Raw genomic sequence first — 19,136 nt, forward strand, 5'->3', positions numbered from 1 at the left:
CTACGCAGAACAAAGGGAGCTTGCGAGGTACTTTTTATACTTTCAAAGTACCCCTTATGCCATAGATACAAAGTACCCCATGCCCAACGCCCCGCACCTTCTGCCACCAAGTACCCCTACTTTCTAGACATGGCTTTGATGGCCTCGGCGGCTTCGATGGGCAGGTCTGACTCCAGCACGCTGGCACCGTCGCGGATCACGGACCGGTAGGCGGCGGCGCGCTCTTCTTTCGTTTTTAGTTTATCGTAGGTCGGGGCCGCCGAAATCATGCACCGCACGCCCCGTGCGTGCAGAAGCCGGTACATTTCCTGGTTGGCGGGCGTTACCTCCGGCCCAATGTAGGCAATCATATGGTCCCAAGGTACCCCCGCCCGCTCGTACTCGGCCAGGGCCTGGGGTGTTTTGACAAAAGCCGAAAACATCCGTTCGGGGTTGTCGCGGTAGTAGTAGAGCGCCTGCTCGGCGGTGTGCACCGTCAGCATCACGTAGGCGTCGGCACGGTACTTCCGGATAATCGCCGCCGTCATGGCCAGGGGTACATCCTTTTTGTCAAAGTTCAGCACCGTTTTGCCCCGCGCCCACTCAAGTACCTCCGCCAGGGTAGGTATACCGTGCGCCGTCACGCGGCCCTGAGCATCTTTCAGCTTGAGTTTCTTCAGCTCCTCCCAGGTATAGTCAGCGACCCGACCGGTACCCGTAGTGGTACGGTCCAGGGTCGCGTCGTGCATCAGAATAATCACGCTGTCTTTGGTGAGCCGGGGGTCAATTTCAAAAAAAGCGGGCGTATGTTTCAGCGTATTTTCAAAAGCCGCGATGGAGTTTTCGGGGAAGCCCACCTCCATGCCGCCCCGGTGCCCGCTCACCAGCGGGGTACTTTGGGGCGTCCATCGGAAGAAATCGCGCAGGTGTTGGGTACTTTCAAAGGCCAGAACGTGTAGCTTCTCCTGCGCCCGGGCGGATACGGCCATTCCCAAAGTACCCCAAAAAATCAGGTACCTGGCCCGCCTTAGAAATCGAATGGACATGAATGGACAAATTACGTTTTACTTTCAAAAAGCCGCTACTGGTGTTTTCTACCGCTGTTTCCCCAAGGTACTTTTTGGCAGAGGGCGGCCCGCGTAGGGCAGAGGGTGCGGGGCGTGGGGTAGTTTAAAGTATAGAGTGTAAAGTACCTCGCTAAAGCTCCCTTTCTCCGCGGGAGAAAGGGCTGGGGATAGAGGCATTTAAGGGTACTTTGCCCTGTCCAGAAATGGGTTGTTAGAAGACCCAATACCCTCTGCCCATTGCCCCGCACCCAACGCCCTTTGCCACAAAGTAACCCTGTTACCCAGTAACTCCCCCGGTCCTTTTTCTTTTATTGCACAAAGTACCTTTAAAGTACCCTTCCTACACTCTCCTTCCCGCTGTGGCCATGGACCGACGAACGTTTGTACAAAGTACCCTAACCGCCCTCTGCGTAGCCCCCGCGCTGGGCTTTGTCCGCCCGAGCCGCTCCATGCCGCCCTGGCTGCTGGAGCTGGTGAAGCTCAACGACGACGGCCTCGTAGCCCTGCGCGCCCTGCAAAGCAAAGAAGCAGGTACCCTGGGTGGCGTGCGCGACGGCCACGACATCCTGAACCCGCACAGTACCTTTGCGCTGATCCTGTGGGGCTCTTGCGCGCTCTTTGCGCCGTCGTCGAGGTACTTTCGGTCGGAGGGGCTGCGGGAGGACGTGCGGCTGGCGGCGGAGTACCTCGTCAAAACCCAACACGCCGATGGTACCATCGACCTGCTGTCTACCAATTTCCATTCCCCACCCGACACGGCTTTTCTGGTGAAGCGGCTCGTGACGGCCTACGGTTTTCTGGAGCAATCGGGCACGCCGGGCGTCGAACGGGTACTTGCGCCTCTCAAAACGTTCCTGACCCGCGCCGGCGAGGCGCTCATCGTGGGCGGCATTCATACGCCCAACCACCGCTGGGTGGTGGCCGCGGCCCTGGCGCAGCTGCACACCCGCTGGCCCGACCCACGCTACCGCGCCCGCGCCGAGCAGTGGCTGCAGGAGCGCATCGACATCGACGCCGACGGCCAGTACAACGAGAAAAGTACCTTCATTTACTCCTCCCTCAGCGACCGCGTCCTGATCACCATCGCCCGGGGGCTCAACAAGCCTGAGCTGCTGGACTACGTGCGCCAAAACCTGGACATGACGCTGTACTACGTGCACCCCAACGGCGAGATCGTGACGGATGCCTCCGGGCGGCAGGATAAGGCCGTGGTAGGTACGTTGGAAAACTACTACTACCCCTATAGGTACCTGGCCCTGCGCGACCAGAACGGCACCTACGCGGCCATGTGCGCGCTCATCGAGCGCACGGCGGGCCAGAAGCTCCGCGGCCACCTGGACTACTACCTGGCCGACGAAGCGCTGTGGGCTCCGCTGCCGCCAGCGAAGTCGCCGCCGGTTAGTTACGTGAAGACCTTCCCCAACTCGGGTCTGGTGCGCGTCCGGCGGGAGCAGTGGGATAGTACCCTCATTGCCCGCAATCCGGTCTTTTTCACCTTCATGCACGGGCAGGCGGTACTTCAGGGGCTACGACTGGCGGCGTCGTTTTTTGGCAAAGGACAATTTCAAACCGAAACCCTGGTCCAAAAAGAAAAAAGCTGGGAGCTGACCCAGCGGCTGGAAGGTCCCTACTACCAACCCTACCCGGCGGGCCAACTACCTACCCAGGACGGCGACTGGGAGAAAATGCCGCGGACGGCCCGTCCGCAAAGCGAGGTACAGCACCTCGAAACCAGGGTACTTATTCGGGAAACAAACCACGGGATGGAGGTAGAAATCTCCTCCGAAGGGACCGACCGCGTGCCGGTGGCGCTGGAGCTGATCTTCCGGCCGGGGGGTACCTTTGCGGGGCTCACTCCCCACGCAAGCCTTCCTAACACCTGGTTTATGGAGAAAGGTACGGGTACCTATACCTTCCAAAACGACCGCATCCAGTTTGGCCCCGGCCTGCACCTGCACAAAAACACCGCCCTGCGCGGGGCGCTGCCCGCCATGGATGCACCCACGGTATTCCTGACGGGCTTTACGCCCTTCCGGCAGGTACTTACCTTTTCGGCGGCAAGTACCTAAGCTGACATCCAGGCTACAAACCTAAGGTACCCCCCGGAGCTGCGGTGAATTTACTGACGGATGCCTAAGTAGCTCCGCCCGTCAATAGCCTTTTTCGTAGGTATCTCTGAAATATTCCGCTACCAAGCTCCTTCGCTAACCGTCGGCTTACCCATGCAACACATTTCCCTTTCTCGCTTTCTGGCTTTTCCCACCGCTGGCCTTCGCCTAGGTACCTTGCTGCTCGCAGTACTGGCCGCCACGGCGGGCCTGTATTCCTGCCTCAACACCCGAACGTCCGCCGTGGCGGCCGCCGAAAAAGTACCCCCACGGGTATTGGTTTTTTCCAAAACCAAAGGCTGGAAGCACTCCTCCATTCCGTTTGGGATCGCGGCCATTCAGAAGCTGGGGCGGGAGCATCAGTTCCGGGTCGATACCACGCTGAACGCCGCCTACTTTACCGACGACAGCCTGCGCCAGTACCAGGCGGTGATCTTCAACTGCACCACCGGCAACGTCCTCAACGCCGAGCAGCAGGCGGCTTTTGAAAGGTACATCCAGGCCGGGGGTGGCTACGTGGGCATTCACTCCGCCGCCGATACCGAGTACGAATGGCCCTGGTACGGCAAGCTCATGGGGGCCTACTTTGCCAACCATCCGCTCAATCCGAGTGAACGCAAAGCCGCCGTGGATGTTACCAACAAAAACCACCCCGCCACCGCCCACCTGCCCGACCGCTGGGAACGCACCGACGAGTGGTACAGCTACCGCACGTTCTACCCCGGCCTCAACGTGCTGGCCTACCTCGACGAAAGTACCTACGACAACGGCACCAACGGCGCCAACCACCCCATTGCCTGGTACCACGAGTTCGACGGCGGACGGGCTTTCTATACCGGCGGCGGCCATATGGATACGAGCTACGACGAACCGCTTTTTTTACAGCACATCCTGGGTGGCATTCGGTACGCCATCGGCGACAAGCCCCTCGACTACCGGAAAGCGTACTCGGTGGCCATGCCGGAAGAAAACCGTTTTGTCAAAACCATCCTCGTCGATGACCTGAACACGCCCATGGAGCTGGCCGTGGCCGCCGACGGCCGCGTTTTTTTCACCGAGCTCCGTACCGCCAACCTCTACGTGTACGATCCCAAAACCCGGCAGCACGCGCTCGTGCACCGCTTCGACGTCGCCACCAAGGGCGGCACGGGGCTCATCGGCGTCACGTTGGACCCGAAGTTTAGCCAAAATCACTACATCTACCTCTACTACTCCCCGCCCACCGACCGCGAGCCCATTCTGTTCAATCTCTCCCGCTTTGTGGTATTGGACAACAATACGCTGGATGTAGCCTCGGAGAAAATCTTGCTACAGGTACCTGTGCAAGAAAACAGCGGCGCGCACCACGGCGGCTCGCTGGCCTGGGACAAAGACGGCAACCTGTACCTCTCGACCGGCGACAGCTCCAGCCCGTTTCCGTCCGACGGCTACGCGCCCCTTGACGAGCGGCCCGGCCCGGAGTACTTCAGCCTCGACGCCCAGCGCTCCTCGGCCAACACCAACGACCTGAAGGGAAAGATCCTGCGGATTCGGCCCCAGCCGGACGGTACCGCGGGGGCGGCTCCCTATACCATTCCCGCGGGTAACCTGTTTCCGCCCGGTACGCCCCAAACCCGCCCGGAGATTTACACCATGGGCCTGCGCAACCCCTACCGGATCGCCGTCAACCCGAAGACGTCCGTGCTGTACTGGGGCGAAATTGGCCCCGACGCCGGGGAGGACGGCCCGCAGGGCCCGCGCGGCTACGACGAGTTCAACCAGGCGCGAAAGGCCGGGAACTTCGGCTGGCCGTACTTCGTGGGCAACAACTACCCCTACGTGAAGTGGGATTTTAGTACCAAAACCGCAGGTGCGCCCTTTGACCCACGGGCTCCCGTCAACCGATCCCCCAACAACACCGGCCTTACCCAACTACCCCCGGCCATGCCCGCCATGCTGTGGTACCCCTACGCCGCCTCGCCGGACTTTCCGGAGCTGGGCCAGGGTGGTCGCAGCGCCATGGCCGGTGAATTTTATACGTTCAACGAAAAATCGTCTTCGCCCACCAAATTTCCTGCCTACTACGATGGTACCCTGTTTGTCTTCGACTGGATGCGCAACTGGGTGATGGCGCTGCGCTTCGACGAGCAGGAGAACTTCGTGCGGGCCGAGCCTTTCATGACCTCCAACGGCGACTTCCGCCGCCCCATCGACCTGGCCTTTGGTCCCGACGGCGTCATGTACATGCTGGAGTACGGCTCGGTGTACGGGGCCGACAACGAAGACGCGCGCCTGGTCAAGATTGAGTACAATACCGGCAACCGCCCGCCCATCGCCAAAGCCAGCGTGGTGGACTCCGCCGCGACGGCCCAGCTCAGCAAGCGCGTGTACCTGACGTCCGAAAACCGCCCCTCCAGCACCATCCGGGAAGTAGCGGGCGCAGCGCCCCTGAGGGTACTTTTCAGCAGCCGCGGCTCCCTGGACCCCGACGATGACGACGTGCTCAGCTACCAGTGGCTTTTTGACGGAAAAACCGTGGGCTCCACCCGCCCCACTGCCGCCCACACCTACACCCAGCCGGGCGTATACCGGGCCGTACTCAAGGTAACCGACCCGCGCGGCCAGGTAGGTACCGACACGCTGACGGTGAAGGTAGGCAATACCCCCCCGCGCGTAGCGATTACGACGCCCGGCAACCAGTCTTTCTTTTGGGAAAATAAACCCTTTACCTACGAAGTGAAGGTTTCTGATCAAGAAGAAAGCAAGATGGACCCGAAAAAACTGCGGGTGTACTACACCTATAACCCGCAGCCAAGTACCCTGCCCCCTACCCCGGCGACGGGCCACCAGCCCGAAACGCTGCTGCTCACGGCTTCGCTGGGAAGTACCCTCATGGCCGGCAGCGACTGCAAAGCCTGCCACACGGTAGACCAAAAGTCAGTGGGGCCTTCGCTCCTGGCCGTCGCCGAGCGCTACAAAGGACAAGCCAACGCCCTGGAGCTGCTTTCGGACAAGATTATCCGGGGCGGGGGTGGCAACTGGGGTACCGAGCACGTCATGAGCGCCCACCCGCAGCTCTCGCGCCAGGATGCCGCCGAAATGGTGAAGTACATCCTATCGCTGGCCGAGCCGCAGCGCCAGCTTACGACCCTGCCCGCGCAAGGTACCTTACCGCTAACCGACCACCGCGAAAACGAACCCCGGGGCCAGTATACCTTGGTAGCCTCCTACACCGACCAGGGTACCGCCGCCGTGGGGCCGCTCACCACCACCGAAGTAGTGACCCTCCGCAGCGCCAAGGTACCTACCGTCTACGCCGACGCCCACGTGGGTTTTCCGCGCTGGAGCAACAGCCTGAGCGGCGGCGACCACAAGGCCTACATTTTGCTGAAGAACATCGACCTGACGGGCATTCGGAAATTTACTTACGAATACAGCTCCGGCGAGAAAAGCGGCGAAATCTGGGTGCGGATCGGCTCCTACGCCGGGCCGGTGATCAGCCGAACGACCTACCCGGCTTCGGGTAGCGCGGGCGGAAAAGTGACGGGTGACGTACAGGTACCTACCAGCGGGCGGCACGATGTGTATTTCGTGGTCATGAAGCCCGACAAACCCACCAACAACGTCATTTCGCTAAAAACCATTTCTTTTGAACAATAACTTTTTCCAAACTACCCTAAACCCCATGAAACGCCGAACTTTTCTTGAACAAAGTACCCGTCTCTCCCTGGTCGCCGGGGCCTGGATGCTGGCTCCCGAAGGTACCTACGCGATGGACCGCCGGGGCGTCGCACGCCGCTCGGCCAACGAAAAAATAACGGTAGCGCTGATCGGCTGCAACAACATGGGTTTTGGTATTTTGAGCCACGCCCTCAATAACCCCAATGTGGAGTGCGCCGCGCTCTGCGACATCGACGAAAGCGTGCTCGACCGCCGCAGCGAAGACGTGGTGAAGAAGCAGGGCAAAAAACCGCAGCGTTACGGCGATTTTCGGAAACTACTGGAAAACAAAGACATCGACGCCGTGATCGTAGGTACCCCCGACCACTGGCACTGCCTGCCCATGATCTACGCCTGCGAGGCCGGGAAGGACGTCTACGTAGAAAAGCCCCTGGCCAACTCCATCGGTGAATGCAACCTGATGGTGAAAGCCGCCCGCCGCTACAACCGCGTGGTGCAGGTAGGGCAGCAGCAGCGCAGCGGAGAGCACTGGCAAAAACTCACGCAGTTTATTCAGGCAGGCGGCCTGGGACCGGTGCGGAAGGTACGTAGCTGGGCCAATTTCAACTACGCCGCCGGACGGCCCGCCGCGCCCGACCAGCCCGTGCCCGCGGGCGTGGACTTTGAGCGATGGCTCGGCCCCGCGCCCGCGCGCAGCTTCAACCCTACGCGCTTTCACGGCTCCTGGCGGCTCTTCTGGGACTACGGTGGTGGCCTCATGACCGACTGGGGCGCGCACCTGCTCGACATCGCCCTCTGGGCCAAAAACGTGAAGCAAGGCCCCCACGCCGTGACGGCGGCGGGTGGCAACTTCCTAAACCAGGACCTGGCTCACGAAACCTTCGACACCCTAAGCGTCCTGTACCAGTTCGACGACTTTACCCTCAACTGGGAGCATAGCGCGGGCGTGCAGAAGGGTCCCTACGGTCGCTCCTACGGGCTGGAGTTTGTGGGCAACGACGCCACGCTGGTGATCGACCGCAACAGCTGGGAGGTTTTTCCAGAGTCCGACAAGGGTACTTTCAAAGCGCCGGAGCTGGCCGCCAAAGGCTGGAAGGAAAGCCACGCCGAGCACGTACGAAACTGGCTGGATTGCATCCGGGAGCGGAAGGAACCCAACTGCCCCATCGAAACCGGGCGGCTGGTGGCGCTCTACGCGCATCTGGGCAACATCGCCCTACGTACCAATTCGCAGCTGAACTGGGACGAAGCCACGCAGTCGTTTGGAAAAAATAAAGCCGCCAACGCCCTCATTACGCCCAGCTACCGCAAGCCCTGGGTACTTCCGAAAGTGTAAAGGGTAGTTGTAGGGGTACTTTAAATGCAAGAGAAAAAGTACCCCTACACCTGCACCCCCACCTGCTCTCCTACCGAGCGCACGTAGGCCGCCGCCTGGCGGTATTCGTCGGCGGTGCTGAGGTGCTCCAGCATGAGCGGGATGTCGCGCAGGCGGCTGAGCTCGGTCAGGAACACGGTGTAGTCGAGGGTACCCAGGCCGGGGCGGCACTCAAAAAGCTGCGGCGTGTAGGTATCTTCTTTCAGGATAATGTCCTTGCCGTGGCAGCTCCGGATGTGCGGCCCCAGCTTTTTGAAACACTCTCGGATCAGCGCCGCGTTGTCGTAAAAGCTCCGCGGGCTCACGATCAGGTTCATGGGGTCCAGGTGGACGCCAAACCGTGGGTGGTCGATGGCCTTGACGAGCCGCAGGTAGGAGTCGGCCGAGTCGGGGTAGGTCCAGGGCATGGGCTCCAGCGCAAAGTAGGTACGGGTAGGCTGCACCTCGGCCAGGATCTTGCGCGTCACCTCCACGATTTCGTCAAAGGTACTTTCGGTTAAATTATCCTTGTGCGGCCCCGCCCAGTGTTGGGGGTTTTTGGAGCCACTGATGTTGACACAGCAGTTGGCCCCGATGGCCTCGGCCAGCGCCAGGGAATCCACACATTTTTTGAAGGCTTCACCGGCCATTTTCGCGTCCGGACTGATGGGATTGCTCCAGGCTCCTACCTCCGCGATCACGATCCCGGCCTGGCGGGCGGCCTGCGCGTAGGCCTTGATGAGCTCGGGCGCTGTCCCTACCGGTACCGGACAGTAGGCCGCCCGGTAGCCTTCTTTCCGCAGCGCCGCCACCCATTCGTCGGGGTTCTGGTACTTTTCAAAGAGCGGTCCGCCCAGGCGTACGTAGGGTTTGGGGGCCGCGCCAAACGCAGGCAAAGTGGCGGTCAGTCCGGCCAGGGCGGCTGCCTGGATAGCTTTTTTGGTGAAAGTTCGGCGATCCATACGGATAGTTAGCAAGAAGGAAAGCTCCGGGTGGCCTAGGTTTTCAGGTACCTGAGCGTTAGGTTTGGGGTAGTTTGGGCTTTTAGATACAAAGCTCCGCCAACGCCCAAGCTACTGCCGGTGCGCCCGGATAAATTCGTTACCGCTTTAACTACTATTTCATGCTTCGTCGATTTTTTCTCAAATCCCTAAGTACCACTCCCTTTTTGGGCTTAGCGGGCTTTGCGCCCTCGCTGGCTCCTTCGGACCGCCAATACTGGGTGAGCCACCTGGACAAACTCGCCCGGCCCGTGCTGGAAAACCTGGCCAACAACCGCCTGAAGGCTACCATGCCCGTGGAGGAGAAAAAAAACGCCAACCGCGCGTCGGTATCGCACCTGGAAGCTTTTGGCCGCCTGATGGCGGGCATTGGCCCCTGGCTCAACCGCAGCGACATCACCGACCCCACTGAGCAGCAACTACACGTCCAATGTACCCAGTGGGCCCGGCAAGCCCTCGACAACGCCACCAATCCCGCGGCCGCCGATTTCATGAATTTTAAAGAAGGCGGCCAGCCGCTGGTGGACGCGGCCTTCCTGGCGCACGGGCTCGTACGGGCACCCCGGCTGTGGGAGAGTATGCCGGAATCGGTCAAGAAAAACACCGCCGCGGCTTTGCTCAGCAGCCGGATCATCCGCCCTGGCCCCAGCAACTGGCTGCTGTTCAGCGGTATGGTGGAGGCTTTCTTTGCCAAGTACGGATACGACTACGACAAAATGCGGCTCGACTACGCCATCCGCCAGCACGAGCAGTGGTACAAGGGCGACGGCATCTACGGCGACGGGGCCAACTTCCACTGGGACTACTACAACAGCTTCGTGATCCAGCCGTTCCTGTACGACATCCTGACCGAGATCGTGCCCAAGGAGCGCGTATACCAGAAAATGTACGAAGACGTGACCAAGCGCGCCGTGCGCTACGCGGCAGTGCAGGAGCGGCTCATCGCGCCCGACGGTACCTACCCCGTTATTGGGCGCTCCATCGTGTACCGGGCCGGGGCGTTTCAGCACCTGGCCAACATGGCCCTGCACGAAAAACTACCCGAGGGCGTCAGTCCCGCCCAGGTACGCAGCGCCCTGACGGCGGTGATCAAAAAAACGACCGAGAGCCCGGCCAACTTCGACAAAAACGGCTGGCTGACCATCGGGCTGAACGGCCACCAGCCAGGCCTGGGCGAGTCGTACATCTCGACGGGTAGTTTGTACCTCTGCGCCGAGGTACTTTTGCCGCTGGGCTTGCCCGAGGGCCACGCCTTCTGGTCGGGTGCTGCCACCGACTGGACCTCCCGGAAGGTATGGAGTGGCACCGACCTCCCCGCCGACCACGCGATTTGAGCACGCTATGGCATTTATTTAACCAAAAATGAGTAGCTTGCTTTGGCAAGTACCTTGGGATTGTACTTAGCCAATAACCTATAAAAAGTAACCCATTTACACTTAAACTCTCCTCCGGATTTCCGCTTTATGAAAACCAGCGTTCGCCTCCAGCTCATGGCCATGATGTTCCTCCAATTTTTTGTGTGGGGAGCGTGGTACGGCCAAATGAGCAAGTACCTTTTTACCCAGCTGGGCGCCACGGGCGTGCAAGTAGGTAGTGCCTACGCGGCTTTTTCCATCGCCATGATCATCTCCCCTTTTTTCGTGGGGATGATCGCCGACCGGTACTTTGCCGCCCAGAAGGTATTGGGGGTACTTAACCTGGCCGGAGCCGCCATGCTTTTTCTTTTAACCCAATCCACCAACGTCGACACCTTTTTCTGGTATATTCTGGCCTACTGCCTCACCTTTGCGCCTACGCTGGCACTCACCAGCTCCATTGCCATGCAGCAAATGGTGAGCTCGGAGAAGGAGTTTCCCGCCATTCGGGTCATGGGGACCATCGCCTGGATCGCCGTGACCAACCTCGTGGGCTACTACGCCCTGGGCGACAACGTGGCCATCTTCGAGATTGCTATGTACGCCGCGCTGGTGCTGGGCGTCTTTGCGTTCTTTTTGCCCAATACCCCCCCCAAACCCGCGCGAAGTACCTCCTTCGCCGACATCGTGGGGCTGGATGCCTTCAAGCTTTTCAAAGATCGCTCCTTCACCATCTTCTTTATTTCGTCGGTGCTGATCTGCATTCCGCTGTCGTTTTACTACGCCATGGCCAACCCTTCGCTCACCGACTCGGGCATGACCAACGTGGAAAATAAAATGTCGCTCGGGCAGATTTCGGAGGTAGTTTTCATGCTGCTGATCCCGCTCGCTTACAGCCGCTGGGGCGTAAAATGGATGCTCATCGTGGGACTCCTGGCCTGGATTGCCCGGTTCATTGGCTTTGGCTACGGCGACGCCGCTTCCAGCGAATGGCTGCTGTACCTGGCCATCGTGCTGCACGGGGTTTGCTACGATTTCTTCTTTGTAACGGGGCAAATCTACACCGACAATAAAGCCGGGGCCAAGATCAAATCGTCGGCGCAGGGACTCATCAGCATCGCTACCTACGGCATCGGGATGGGCATTGGCTCCTGGGTCGCGGGTGTAGTGGCTGATCTTTATACCGTCGACGGCGTCAAAGATTGGACGAGTATCTGGATGGTACCGGCAGGTATTGCGGCGGTGGTGCTGGTGCTGTTTGTGGTATTTTTTGTAGATAACAAAACCAAAGCGTCGACGGTAGAAGAAATAGCTACCGCCTAGTGCAGTATTCCATGCGGCATTCTCAATAAAACAAAAAAGTACCCTCCGGGCGACGGTCAAGTACCTACCGCTGGAGGGTACTTTGTCAACGACCTTTCTTACTTCATGCAGGTACTTTCCTACAACGTCAACGGCATCCGGGCGGCCCTCAAAAACGGGCTGCTCGATTGGCTCGCCGACAAACCCTACGATATTCTCTGTTTTCAGGAAGTCAAAGCCACGCCCGACCAGGTGGATCTGTCGGGCTTCGAGGCGCTGGGCTACCGGGTGCTGGGCTGGCACGCCGCCGAAAAGAAAGGCTACAGCGGCGTGGCCATCCTGTCGCGCCTCGCACCCGACCGCGTCGTGGACGGCTGCGGACTGTCGGTCTACGACTGCGAAGGCCGGATTCTGCGGGCCGATTTCGGCGACCTGACGGTACTTAACTGCTACTTCCCGTCGGGTACCAGCGGGGAGGCTCGGCAGGGGGTGAAGATGCAGTTTCTGGATGATTTCAGCGAGTACGTACGGGTACTTCGGCAGGAACGTCCGCAGTTGATCGTCTGCGGCGACTACAACATTGCCCACACGCCCCTGGACATTCACGATCCGATCCGGAATAAAAATACAACGGGCTTCCTACCCGAGGAACGCGCCTGGATGACGCAGTGGTTCGATAGCGGCTTTACCGACGCCTACAGGTACCTCAACCCCAACCTCATCGAGTACAGCTGGTGGAGCTACCGCGCCGGGGCCCGCACCAACAACAAGGGCTGGCGGATCGACTACCAGTCGGTCACCGACAACCTGCGCGAGCGGCTCGTCGCCTGCCGCCACCTGGGCCAGGCCATCCACTCCGACCACTGCCCCGTCTGGCTGCACCTGGCCGACTGAAAGGCGCTTTTTGGCCTGGGGCATTGGGCAGAGGGCTTGGGGCATTGGGTACTTTAGGCAGAGGGTGTAGGCGGAGCTTTTTGAAGGTACTTTCTCAAAAGTACCTTCAAAAACTCCCTTTCTCCGCGGGAGAAAGGGCTGGGGATGGCCGCAATGGAATTGCCACAATGGAATTGAGGCTTTTAAGCATGAGGTACTTTTCGGAAAGTACCCTCTGCCCAATGCCCCATGCCCTCTGCCCAACGGCCCTACGCCCCATGCTTTTTATTCTGGGGGGCAATTTGTATTTTTACGATATAGGTATCAAAAGGCGCGTAGCAATGGAAAATCCGGTCATTCTGAAAATGGGAGACATCATGAACGAGGAGGAATTCTTCCGATTCTGCCAAATGAATGATACCCTCAACCTTGAGCGCGATCAATACGGCAACATCATCGTCATGTCTCCAACCGGCTCCAATACAGGTAGTTTCAACCTACACCTGGCTAGCTCACTCTATAACTGGAACCTGGCCCAGGACTTTCCCGGCGAGGTATTTGACTCCTCCACGGGTTTTACGCTACCCAACGGGGCCGTACGCTCGCCCGATGTGTCGTGGGTACGGAAAGAAAAATGGGAGGTACTTTCGCCGGAAGATAAAGAGCGCTTTGCGCCGGTTTGCCCTGATTTTATCATCGAAGTACGTTCCCAGTCCGATGAACTACCCGCACTCCGAGACAAAATGGAAGAGTATATAGCCAACGGTTGTCAGCTGGGCTGGTTGATTGATCGCTTCAACCAAGAAGTATCCGTGTATCGCCCCCAGCAGTCGGTGGAGCAATTCGATACGCTGGCTATTCGCTTATCAGGTGAGCCCGTATTGCCCGGTTTTGAAATAGACTTGAAAAAAATCATCAATCGCTTACGATAATTTAAAAGCCGTGCATCCAGGGTACTTTTGCCACCAAGTACCCTGTGCCGCGCGGGAGGCGCCGCTGCCACGGTGGACCGCCCCAAACCCCATACCCTCTCGAACCCTTTGCCCATGTCCCCTACGCTGCGCTACTACCTCATCTACAAGCCCTACGGCATGCTTTCGCAGTTTAGCCGCGAGGGCGACCACCCTACTCTGGCCGACCTGGACGCTGACTTCCCGAAGGATGTGTACCCCGTAGGCAGGCTGGACGCCGACAGCGAAGGCTTGCTGCTGCTGACCAACGACAACCACCTCAAAACCCGCCTTCTCGACCCCAAGCAGCGGCATTACCGCACCTACTACGTGCAAGTAGAGGGAGAAATCACCTCCGAAGCCTGCCAGCAACTGGCCACCGGCGTGCCGATCTCGATCAACGGCAAAAAGTACCTTACGCTCCCCGCCCACGCCACGCCCATCGAAGAGCCCGCCCTGCCCGAGCGCAACCCGCCCATTCGGGAGCGCAAGGCCATTCCTACCTCCTGGGTGGCCATTTCGCTGCACGAAGGCAAAAACCGCCAGGTACGCCGCATGACCGCCGCCGTGGGCTTTCCTACCTTGCGGCTGGTGCGCTGGGCCATCGGCGGGGTACTGCTGGGTACCATGCAGCCCGGCGAGGTACTTGAAGTACCGGCCGCGGAGCTTTTGCCGAAAATAGGAAAAGGTACCCGCTAAGGTACCTTTCGTGAATGTATAGCAAGTACCCGAGTAGGTACTTTACGCAACGGGATGTTCCTGAAGCGCAATCTCCAGTTCCTTCTCGTTGGTCAGGTCCAGGCGCAGCGGTGTAATTGACACATAGCCATTCTCGACGGCCCAGCGGTCGGTCCCTTCTTCGGCGGGCTCCAGCGGAAACACCGTAAACCAGTAGTGCTTGCGGCCCATTGGGTCAATGCCCGGCTCGATCTTGCCGTCGTAGAGCCGTACCGACTGCCGCGTCCAGCGAATCCCCTGCGGGTTGGGCGGTAAGTTGACGTTGATCAGGCACAGGTCGGGGTTTTCCAGCAGCAGCGCCAGTGCCTGCTCTACAAAGGGCTCCAGGGCCTCGAAGTCGGGATCTATCTTACCCGTAGAGGTACTGAAGGCAATGCCTTTCACGCCCAGCAGCACGGCTTGCTTGGCGGCCGCTAAGGTACCTGAGTGCCACATGGAGTTACCCAAGTTGAGGCCCAGGTTGATCCCCGACAGCACCACGTCGGTCTTGCTCCAGAGGTGCGTACCCAGCGCCACGCAGTCGGCCGGGGTACCATTGACGCGGTAGGCGTCGATGCCGTCAAATGGAATGGGTGATTTTCTATAAGAAAGGGGCCGGGAGGCCGTGATGGCGTGGCCCATGGATGACTGCTCTACGTCCGGAGCTACTACGCGTACTTCCCCAAAGCGGGTCGCTACTTTGGCCAGTGAGGCCAGCCCAGGGCTGTATATTCCGTCGTCGTTTGCTACTAAAATCCTCATAACGCTCTGTTCTGATTTGATTCTCCTCCCCTATACGCAAAAACGTATGCCAGTTTAGGGGCTATTAGGTACACTTCTAGTATTCATCCCGGAAACGTATAGTCTAAAAGAGGGCACTAACTATGGCATTGGCTAAGCTTTTCCACAATCCGGGCGCCGGAGACGAGGAACACGACCGCAAAAAACTCATTGCGCTCATCGAATCACAGGGATTTGAGTGTAGATATTCATCTACAAAAAAGAAAGGCTGGGAAAAGATTGAGCCAGATATTGACTTCCTGATCGTAGCCGGTGGCGACGGCACAGTACGAAAAGTAGCGGCTCAGTACCTAAGCCGAACGCTGGTAGATAAAAAATATCCTTTGGCGTTGCTGCCCTTGGGTACCGCCAACAACATCGCCAAAACGTTAGAGCTCGGAACGGATATTGAAAAATTAATAGCCTCCTGGTCCCAGGGTACCTTCCGGAAAATAGACGTGGGGTTGCTTGATGGCGTAGATGAGCAGAAATTCTTTCTGGAAAGCTTCGGGTACGGCCTGTTTCCGCGCCTCATGAAAACCCTCCGCAAGATGGAGCGCAAGGAGGATATGTTGCCGGAAGAAAAAATAAAGATGGCCCTGCTCACCCTGCACGACCTCATCCTGACCTACAAGCCCAAAAAATGCCGCATGAAGGTAGATGGCACCGATCACTCCGGCGACTACCTGCTCGTGGAGGTCATGAACACGCGTCTGATGGGCCCTAACCTGCACCTGGCCCCGCAGGCCGACCCCAGCGACGGCATTCTCAACATTGCCTTGCTCCCCGAAAGCCAGCGCGACGCCTTTGCCAGCTACCTGGTAGGTAGGCTCAACGGCAAAACCGACCCCTTCCCCTGCGAGGTAGTTACCGGTAAAAGCATTTGCCTGGAATGGGAAGGCGCCGACGCCCACGTAGACGACGAGGTGATCAAGCTCGAAAAAGCTACCAAAGTAGGGATCAAGATCCAGGAAGGGGTACTTGACTTCCTGGTGCCGGGCCACTAGGGTACTTTTTGTCGATACTGCGTTTTAAGAATCCCCGCCTTTGAAAAGAGGCGGGGGTTTTTGCCTTGGGAAAACGTGTTTGCCCTCTTTCCTCCGAAAGTAAAGTACTTGGGAGCGTTAAAGTACCCTCCTACTTTTTTTACCAAATGGTAAATCATCCGCATTGATCTTCCAGTACCTTGCCTCTATGAAAGAGCTCATCGACTACATCTTGCAATTTGGCAATCTCAACCAGCAGCAAATTGACCTTGTACTTAGCAAAGCGAGTACCTTAGACTTGCCAAAAGACGCGTATTTTTCGGAAGCGGGCCGGATTCCCTCCCAAGTGGGTTTTATTGTGGAAGGCGTCATTCGCGGCTGTTACTACAACAACCAGGGCGAGGAAATCACCCGCTGCTTTATTAGTGAAAATAGCCTGGTGGTTGATTATGTACATTTTGAAGCCAATACTTCCTCTTCGGAATATTTACAAGCGTGCACCAATTGTAAACTCATTGTATTTTCCAGACAACACTGGGAAGAACTTTCCCGGATCATAGTGGGCTGGGATAACATCAAAAACAAGATGGTACGATTATGCATGTACCAAAAATCCCGGAAAGGGCCCGTCATTTCGCAAGACGCCACTACACGCTACTTGGAATTTATGCAAAACTACCCTTCCCTGATCAATCGAATTCCGCTGGCTTTTGTGGCTTCCTACCTGGGCGTTACCCAACAATCACTGAGCAGAATAAGAAGAAATATCCGTTAAGTTCCTTTTTACCAAATGATAAATGATTTCATTTTCGCTCGGATAATCTTTGTAGCCTAAATTTTAATACAAAGAAAAAATGAAATCAGCACTCATTACCGGAGCCAACAAAGGCATTGGCTTCGAGACGGCCAAGCAACTATTGCAAGCCGGGTTTTACGTATTCATCGGCAGTCGGGATGTAGCCAAAGGGATCAAGGCCGTTGACCAATTAAAATCCGAAGGTTTGCACCAGGTAGAGGTCATAGCCTTAGACGTAACCGATGATCATTCCGTAAAAATAGCTCGTGAAGAAGTGGGCAAAAGAATAGACGCTCTGGATGTACTCATCAACAACGCGGGGATCAACGGAGGTAGTCCGTATACCGCCCTCGAAGCCCGCTCCGACCAGTTTATAGCGACCTTTAATACCAATGTATTTGGCGTGGCCAGAGTTACGCAGGCCTTCCTGGATTTATTACAAAAATCGCCCGAGCCCCGAATTGTAAACGTAAGTACCAGCGTAGGTTCTCTCGCCTTGCAAAGCGATCAAAGCGATCCAAACTGGCCCGCTTACGACTACGCCAAATACGCGGTGTATGGCTCTTCCAAGGCCGCCCTGAATATGTATACGGTTCATCTAGCGTACGAACTGCGGGGAACTACCTTCAAAGTCAATGCCGTTTGTCCCGGTTATACCAGCACCGACTTTACGTTCCATCAAGGTGGGGAGGTAGCGGTAGCCGGAAGTCGGATCGTAAAGTATGCGTTGATTGATCAGGACGGACCGACCGGCCAGTTTTTCAGCGAAGAAACAAATCCTGAAACCGGCGAGATCCCTTGGTAACGAAAAGCTAAAAGAAACCCGAAACGGCTCCCGCACCAAAGTACCCCCAACTAAAACCGCTCACCCTCCTAGCCCGCCAGATGGGGCGATGGGCAACCCAACAGCGGGAAGGCATCTTCGGCCTTTCGGTGTCCGGTGCGTAGGGTACTTTTAGGAAAACTTCTGTAGATTGCGAACCCCCGCCTTTGGAAAGAGGCGGGGATTTTTGCCATTGGGTGACACTTATACTTTTTTCTCCGAAAGGAAATACCGGAGGGCTACGCTTTTTGCGGAGGGAATAGTATCTTTGGGTATGGAGGGCATAGGTACTTTTTGTGGCTATCTTTTACTTACTAGAAGTTAAAGAATCAAAAATTGATTTTATTGACAAATAAATAAACTTGTAAAGTATCTTATGGCTTTCCTCTACTTAATGTAAAAGAAAAGCACTTGATAATTCACAAGCCTTTACGGGTTAATTCTCGGATCTATAATAACACATCTCCCGAAGCTTTTAATAAGCGCGCGCTCCCTTATGACAAATTAGATGTACTAGAGTATATCGAAATAGAGTTAAACGAAAGTGTGCGGCTCGAAGTTGGAGAAATAATTCTGTGGTTTGGAAGAGGGCAAGACTAAACAAGTAAATCTTCCTAATGCCTTATTTGAGTTATCTAATATCTAAGTAATCCAAAAATCAAAATTCAATACATAAGTATCCCTCAAAACTTGGTATGGGTAATAAATTAAGGATAGTGGATAATGTTAAAAAAGCTACATTAAATTTTTTAGAAAAAAAATTTAATGTAGCTTTTGGCCAAGACATCCCAGTAGATCCACCTGATTTTGGCATACTTGAATTTAATTGTATTCAATGTAATAGTATTCAAAAGATAGACATTATTCATCACAAGTACAAATCTCGTACAACAATAAAATATATTAAATCCGAGTCTATTTTAAATGATTTGTTAATCAAAAACAAACTTTACCCTGATTATTTTGAAGATGGCAAGTTATTTGGTTTACTGATAAATAAAAAAAATCCCTACTCAATTAGTTCTCTTCTATATAATAAATGCAAGTTTTGTAATTCAAAGTATCTTACGTTTTATAATATCGAAGGTGATTTTCCGTCAGCAAAAACATCTATATATTATATCTGGAAGATTGAAGTCGATGAGGAATATTTCTTAAAATTTTTTCACGAAAGGCTTTAATTGATCCGTGAGTTAATTCGTAAATTCTTTCAGAGCATTAGCTAGGCTCACCGAGCCCCCGTAAGGCAAACCAAATCCAGTTAGGTGCTTTACAAATCTAATCCCTCATCAATAACCCAAATTCAAAAGACAAAAAAAAGAAGTTAAAGGATATGAAAAAAAACTTTAGACATCAAAGAACACGGTTTACATATCACTCATGTT

The 19,136-nt window shown here is 56.3% G+C and carries 15 protein-coding genes; 12 read left to right on the top strand and 3 right to left on the bottom strand.

Features of this window, described 5'->3' with window-relative positions:
- Positions 1-116: 116 nt before the first annotated feature.
- Entirely contained in the window at positions 117-1,025 is a 909-nt protein-coding gene (locus HNQ92_RS13580) for a glycerophosphodiester phosphodiesterase family protein (protein WP_184174552.1), read from the bottom strand.
- A 386-nt stretch (positions 1,026-1,411) separates the two neighbouring features.
- Between HNQ92_RS13580 and HNQ92_RS13585 the strand changes: the two genes are divergently transcribed.
- The 3 genes from HNQ92_RS13585 to HNQ92_RS13595 all read left to right on the top strand — a co-directional run bounded on the left by HNQ92_RS13585 (position 1,412) and on the right by HNQ92_RS13595 (position 8,150).
- Positions 1,412-3,115, top strand: coding sequence for a hypothetical protein (locus HNQ92_RS13585; protein ID WP_184174553.1), 1,704 nt, complete (start codon positions 1,412-1,414; stop codon positions 3,113-3,115).
- A gap of 153 nt (positions 3,116-3,268) precedes the next feature.
- Entirely contained in the window at positions 3,269-6,793 is a 3,525-nt protein-coding gene (locus HNQ92_RS13590) for a ThuA domain-containing protein (RefSeq protein WP_184174554.1), read from the top strand.
- A gap of 25 nt (positions 6,794-6,818) precedes the next feature.
- Positions 6,819-8,150, top strand: coding sequence for a Gfo/Idh/MocA family protein (locus HNQ92_RS13595; protein WP_184174555.1), 1,332 nt, complete (start codon positions 6,819-6,821; stop codon positions 8,148-8,150).
- A gap of 44 nt (positions 8,151-8,194) precedes the next feature.
- Here HNQ92_RS13595 and HNQ92_RS13600 read toward each other — a convergent pair whose 3' ends face one another.
- Entirely contained in the window at positions 8,195-9,130 is a 936-nt protein-coding gene (locus HNQ92_RS13600; RefSeq protein ID WP_184174556.1) for a sugar phosphate isomerase/epimerase family protein, read from the bottom strand.
- Positions 9,131-9,291: 161 nt separating this feature from the next.
- Between HNQ92_RS13600 and HNQ92_RS13605 the strand changes: the two genes are divergently transcribed.
- The 5 genes from HNQ92_RS13605 (at position 9,292) to HNQ92_RS13625 (ending at position 14,348) form a co-directional block, all read left to right on the top strand.
- Entirely contained in the window at positions 9,292-10,503 is a 1,212-nt protein-coding gene (locus HNQ92_RS13605; protein WP_184174557.1) for a DUF2264 domain-containing protein, read from the top strand.
- Positions 10,504-10,632: 129 nt separating this feature from the next.
- Positions 10,633-11,847 carry a nucleoside permease gene (locus tag HNQ92_RS13610; protein WP_184174558.1) on the top strand — a complete coding sequence of 405 codons (1,215 nt, stop codon included), beginning with the start codon at positions 10,633-10,635 and terminating at the stop codon, positions 11,845-11,847.
- Between the two features lie 105 nt (positions 11,848-11,952).
- Entirely contained in the window at positions 11,953-12,720 is a 768-nt protein-coding gene (locus HNQ92_RS13615; RefSeq protein WP_184174559.1) for an exodeoxyribonuclease III, read from the top strand.
- Positions 12,721-13,040: 320 nt separating this feature from the next.
- Positions 13,041-13,631, top strand: coding sequence for a Uma2 family endonuclease (locus tag HNQ92_RS13620; RefSeq protein ID WP_184174560.1), 591 nt, complete (start codon positions 13,041-13,043; stop codon positions 13,629-13,631).
- Between the two features lie 114 nt (positions 13,632-13,745).
- Positions 13,746-14,348 (top strand): pseudouridine synthase, encoded by a 603-nt coding sequence (locus HNQ92_RS13625; protein ID WP_184174561.1) that lies wholly within the window; start codon positions 13,746-13,748, stop codon positions 14,346-14,348.
- Positions 14,349-14,390: 42 nt separating this feature from the next.
- On the opposite strand, the gene surE is transcribed toward HNQ92_RS13625, so the two are convergent.
- The gene (gene surE / locus HNQ92_RS13630) at positions 14,391-15,128 is read right to left on the bottom strand and encodes a 5'/3'-nucleotidase SurE (protein WP_184174562.1); all 738 of its coding nucleotides are present in this window, start codon (positions 15,126-15,128) and stop codon (positions 14,391-14,393) included.
- A gap of 122 nt (positions 15,129-15,250) precedes the next feature.
- Between surE and HNQ92_RS13635 the strand changes: the two genes are divergently transcribed.
- The 4 genes from HNQ92_RS13635 to HNQ92_RS13650 all read left to right on the top strand — a co-directional run bounded on the left by HNQ92_RS13635 (position 15,251) and on the right by HNQ92_RS13650 (position 18,932).
- Positions 15,251-16,153 carry a diacylglycerol/lipid kinase family protein gene (locus HNQ92_RS13635; RefSeq protein ID WP_184174563.1) on the top strand — a complete coding sequence of 301 codons (903 nt, stop codon included), beginning with the start codon at positions 15,251-15,253 and terminating at the stop codon, positions 16,151-16,153.
- 187 nt (positions 16,154-16,340) lie between these two features.
- Positions 16,341-16,907 carry a Crp/Fnr family transcriptional regulator gene (locus HNQ92_RS13640; protein WP_184174564.1) on the top strand — a complete coding sequence of 189 codons (567 nt, stop codon included), beginning with the start codon at positions 16,341-16,343 and terminating at the stop codon, positions 16,905-16,907.
- Positions 16,908-16,986: 79 nt separating this feature from the next.
- A complete protein-coding gene (locus tag HNQ92_RS13645; RefSeq protein WP_184174565.1) occupies positions 16,987-17,733 on the top strand; it encodes an SDR family oxidoreductase in 747 nt (248 codons plus the stop codon).
- Positions 17,734-18,446: 713 nt separating this feature from the next.
- A complete protein-coding gene (locus HNQ92_RS13650) occupies positions 18,447-18,932 on the top strand; it encodes a hypothetical protein (protein WP_184174566.1) in 486 nt (161 codons plus the stop codon).
- The last annotated feature ends 204 nt before the right edge of the window (positions 18,933-19,136 follow it).

This window comes from Rhabdobacter roseus, from assembly GCF_014202275.1.
Taxonomy (GTDB): Bacteria; Bacteroidota; Bacteroidia; order Cytophagales; family Spirosomataceae; genus Rhabdobacter; species Rhabdobacter roseus.

Bases quoted from the DNA above. Each gene is read 5' to 3' on its own strand.
- HNQ92_RS13625 (WP_184174561.1), top strand. From the start codon at position 13,746: ATGTCCCCTACGCTGCGCTACTACCTCATCTACAAGCCCTACGGCATG.
- surE (WP_184174562.1), bottom strand. From the start codon at position 15,128: ATGAGGATTTTAGTAGCAAACGACGACGGAATATACAGCCCTGGGCTG.
- HNQ92_RS13620 (WP_184174560.1), top strand. From the start codon at position 13,041: ATGGAAAATCCGGTCATTCTGAAAATGGGAGACATCATGAACGAGGAG.
- HNQ92_RS13615 (WP_184174559.1), top strand. From the start codon at position 11,953: ATGCAGGTACTTTCCTACAACGTCAACGGCATCCGGGCGGCCCTCAAA.
- HNQ92_RS13585 (WP_184174553.1), top strand. From the start codon at position 1,412: ATGGACCGACGAACGTTTGTACAAAGTACCCTAACCGCCCTCTGCGTA.
- HNQ92_RS13640 (WP_184174564.1), top strand. From the start codon at position 16,341: ATGAAAGAGCTCATCGACTACATCTTGCAATTTGGCAATCTCAACCAG.
- HNQ92_RS13590 (WP_184174554.1), top strand. From the start codon at position 3,269: ATGCAACACATTTCCCTTTCTCGCTTTCTGGCTTTTCCCACCGCTGGC.
- HNQ92_RS13645 (WP_184174565.1), top strand. From the start codon at position 16,987: ATGAAATCAGCACTCATTACCGGAGCCAACAAAGGCATTGGCTTCGAG.
- HNQ92_RS13635 (WP_184174563.1), top strand. From the start codon at position 15,251: ATGGCATTGGCTAAGCTTTTCCACAATCCGGGCGCCGGAGACGAGGAA.
- HNQ92_RS13610 (WP_184174558.1), top strand. From the start codon at position 10,633: ATGAAAACCAGCGTTCGCCTCCAGCTCATGGCCATGATGTTCCTCCAA.
- HNQ92_RS13595 (WP_184174555.1), top strand. From the start codon at position 6,819: ATGAAACGCCGAACTTTTCTTGAACAAAGTACCCGTCTCTCCCTGGTC.
- HNQ92_RS13605 (WP_184174557.1), top strand. From the start codon at position 9,292: ATGCTTCGTCGATTTTTTCTCAAATCCCTAAGTACCACTCCCTTTTTG.
- HNQ92_RS13580 (WP_184174552.1), bottom strand. From the start codon at position 1,025: ATGTCCATTCGATTTCTAAGGCGGGCCAGGTACCTGATTTTTTGGGGT.
- HNQ92_RS13650 (WP_184174566.1), top strand. From the start codon at position 18,447: ATGGGTAATAAATTAAGGATAGTGGATAATGTTAAAAAAGCTACATTA.
- HNQ92_RS13600 (WP_184174556.1), bottom strand. From the start codon at position 9,130: ATGGATCGCCGAACTTTCACCAAAAAAGCTATCCAGGCAGCCGCCCTG.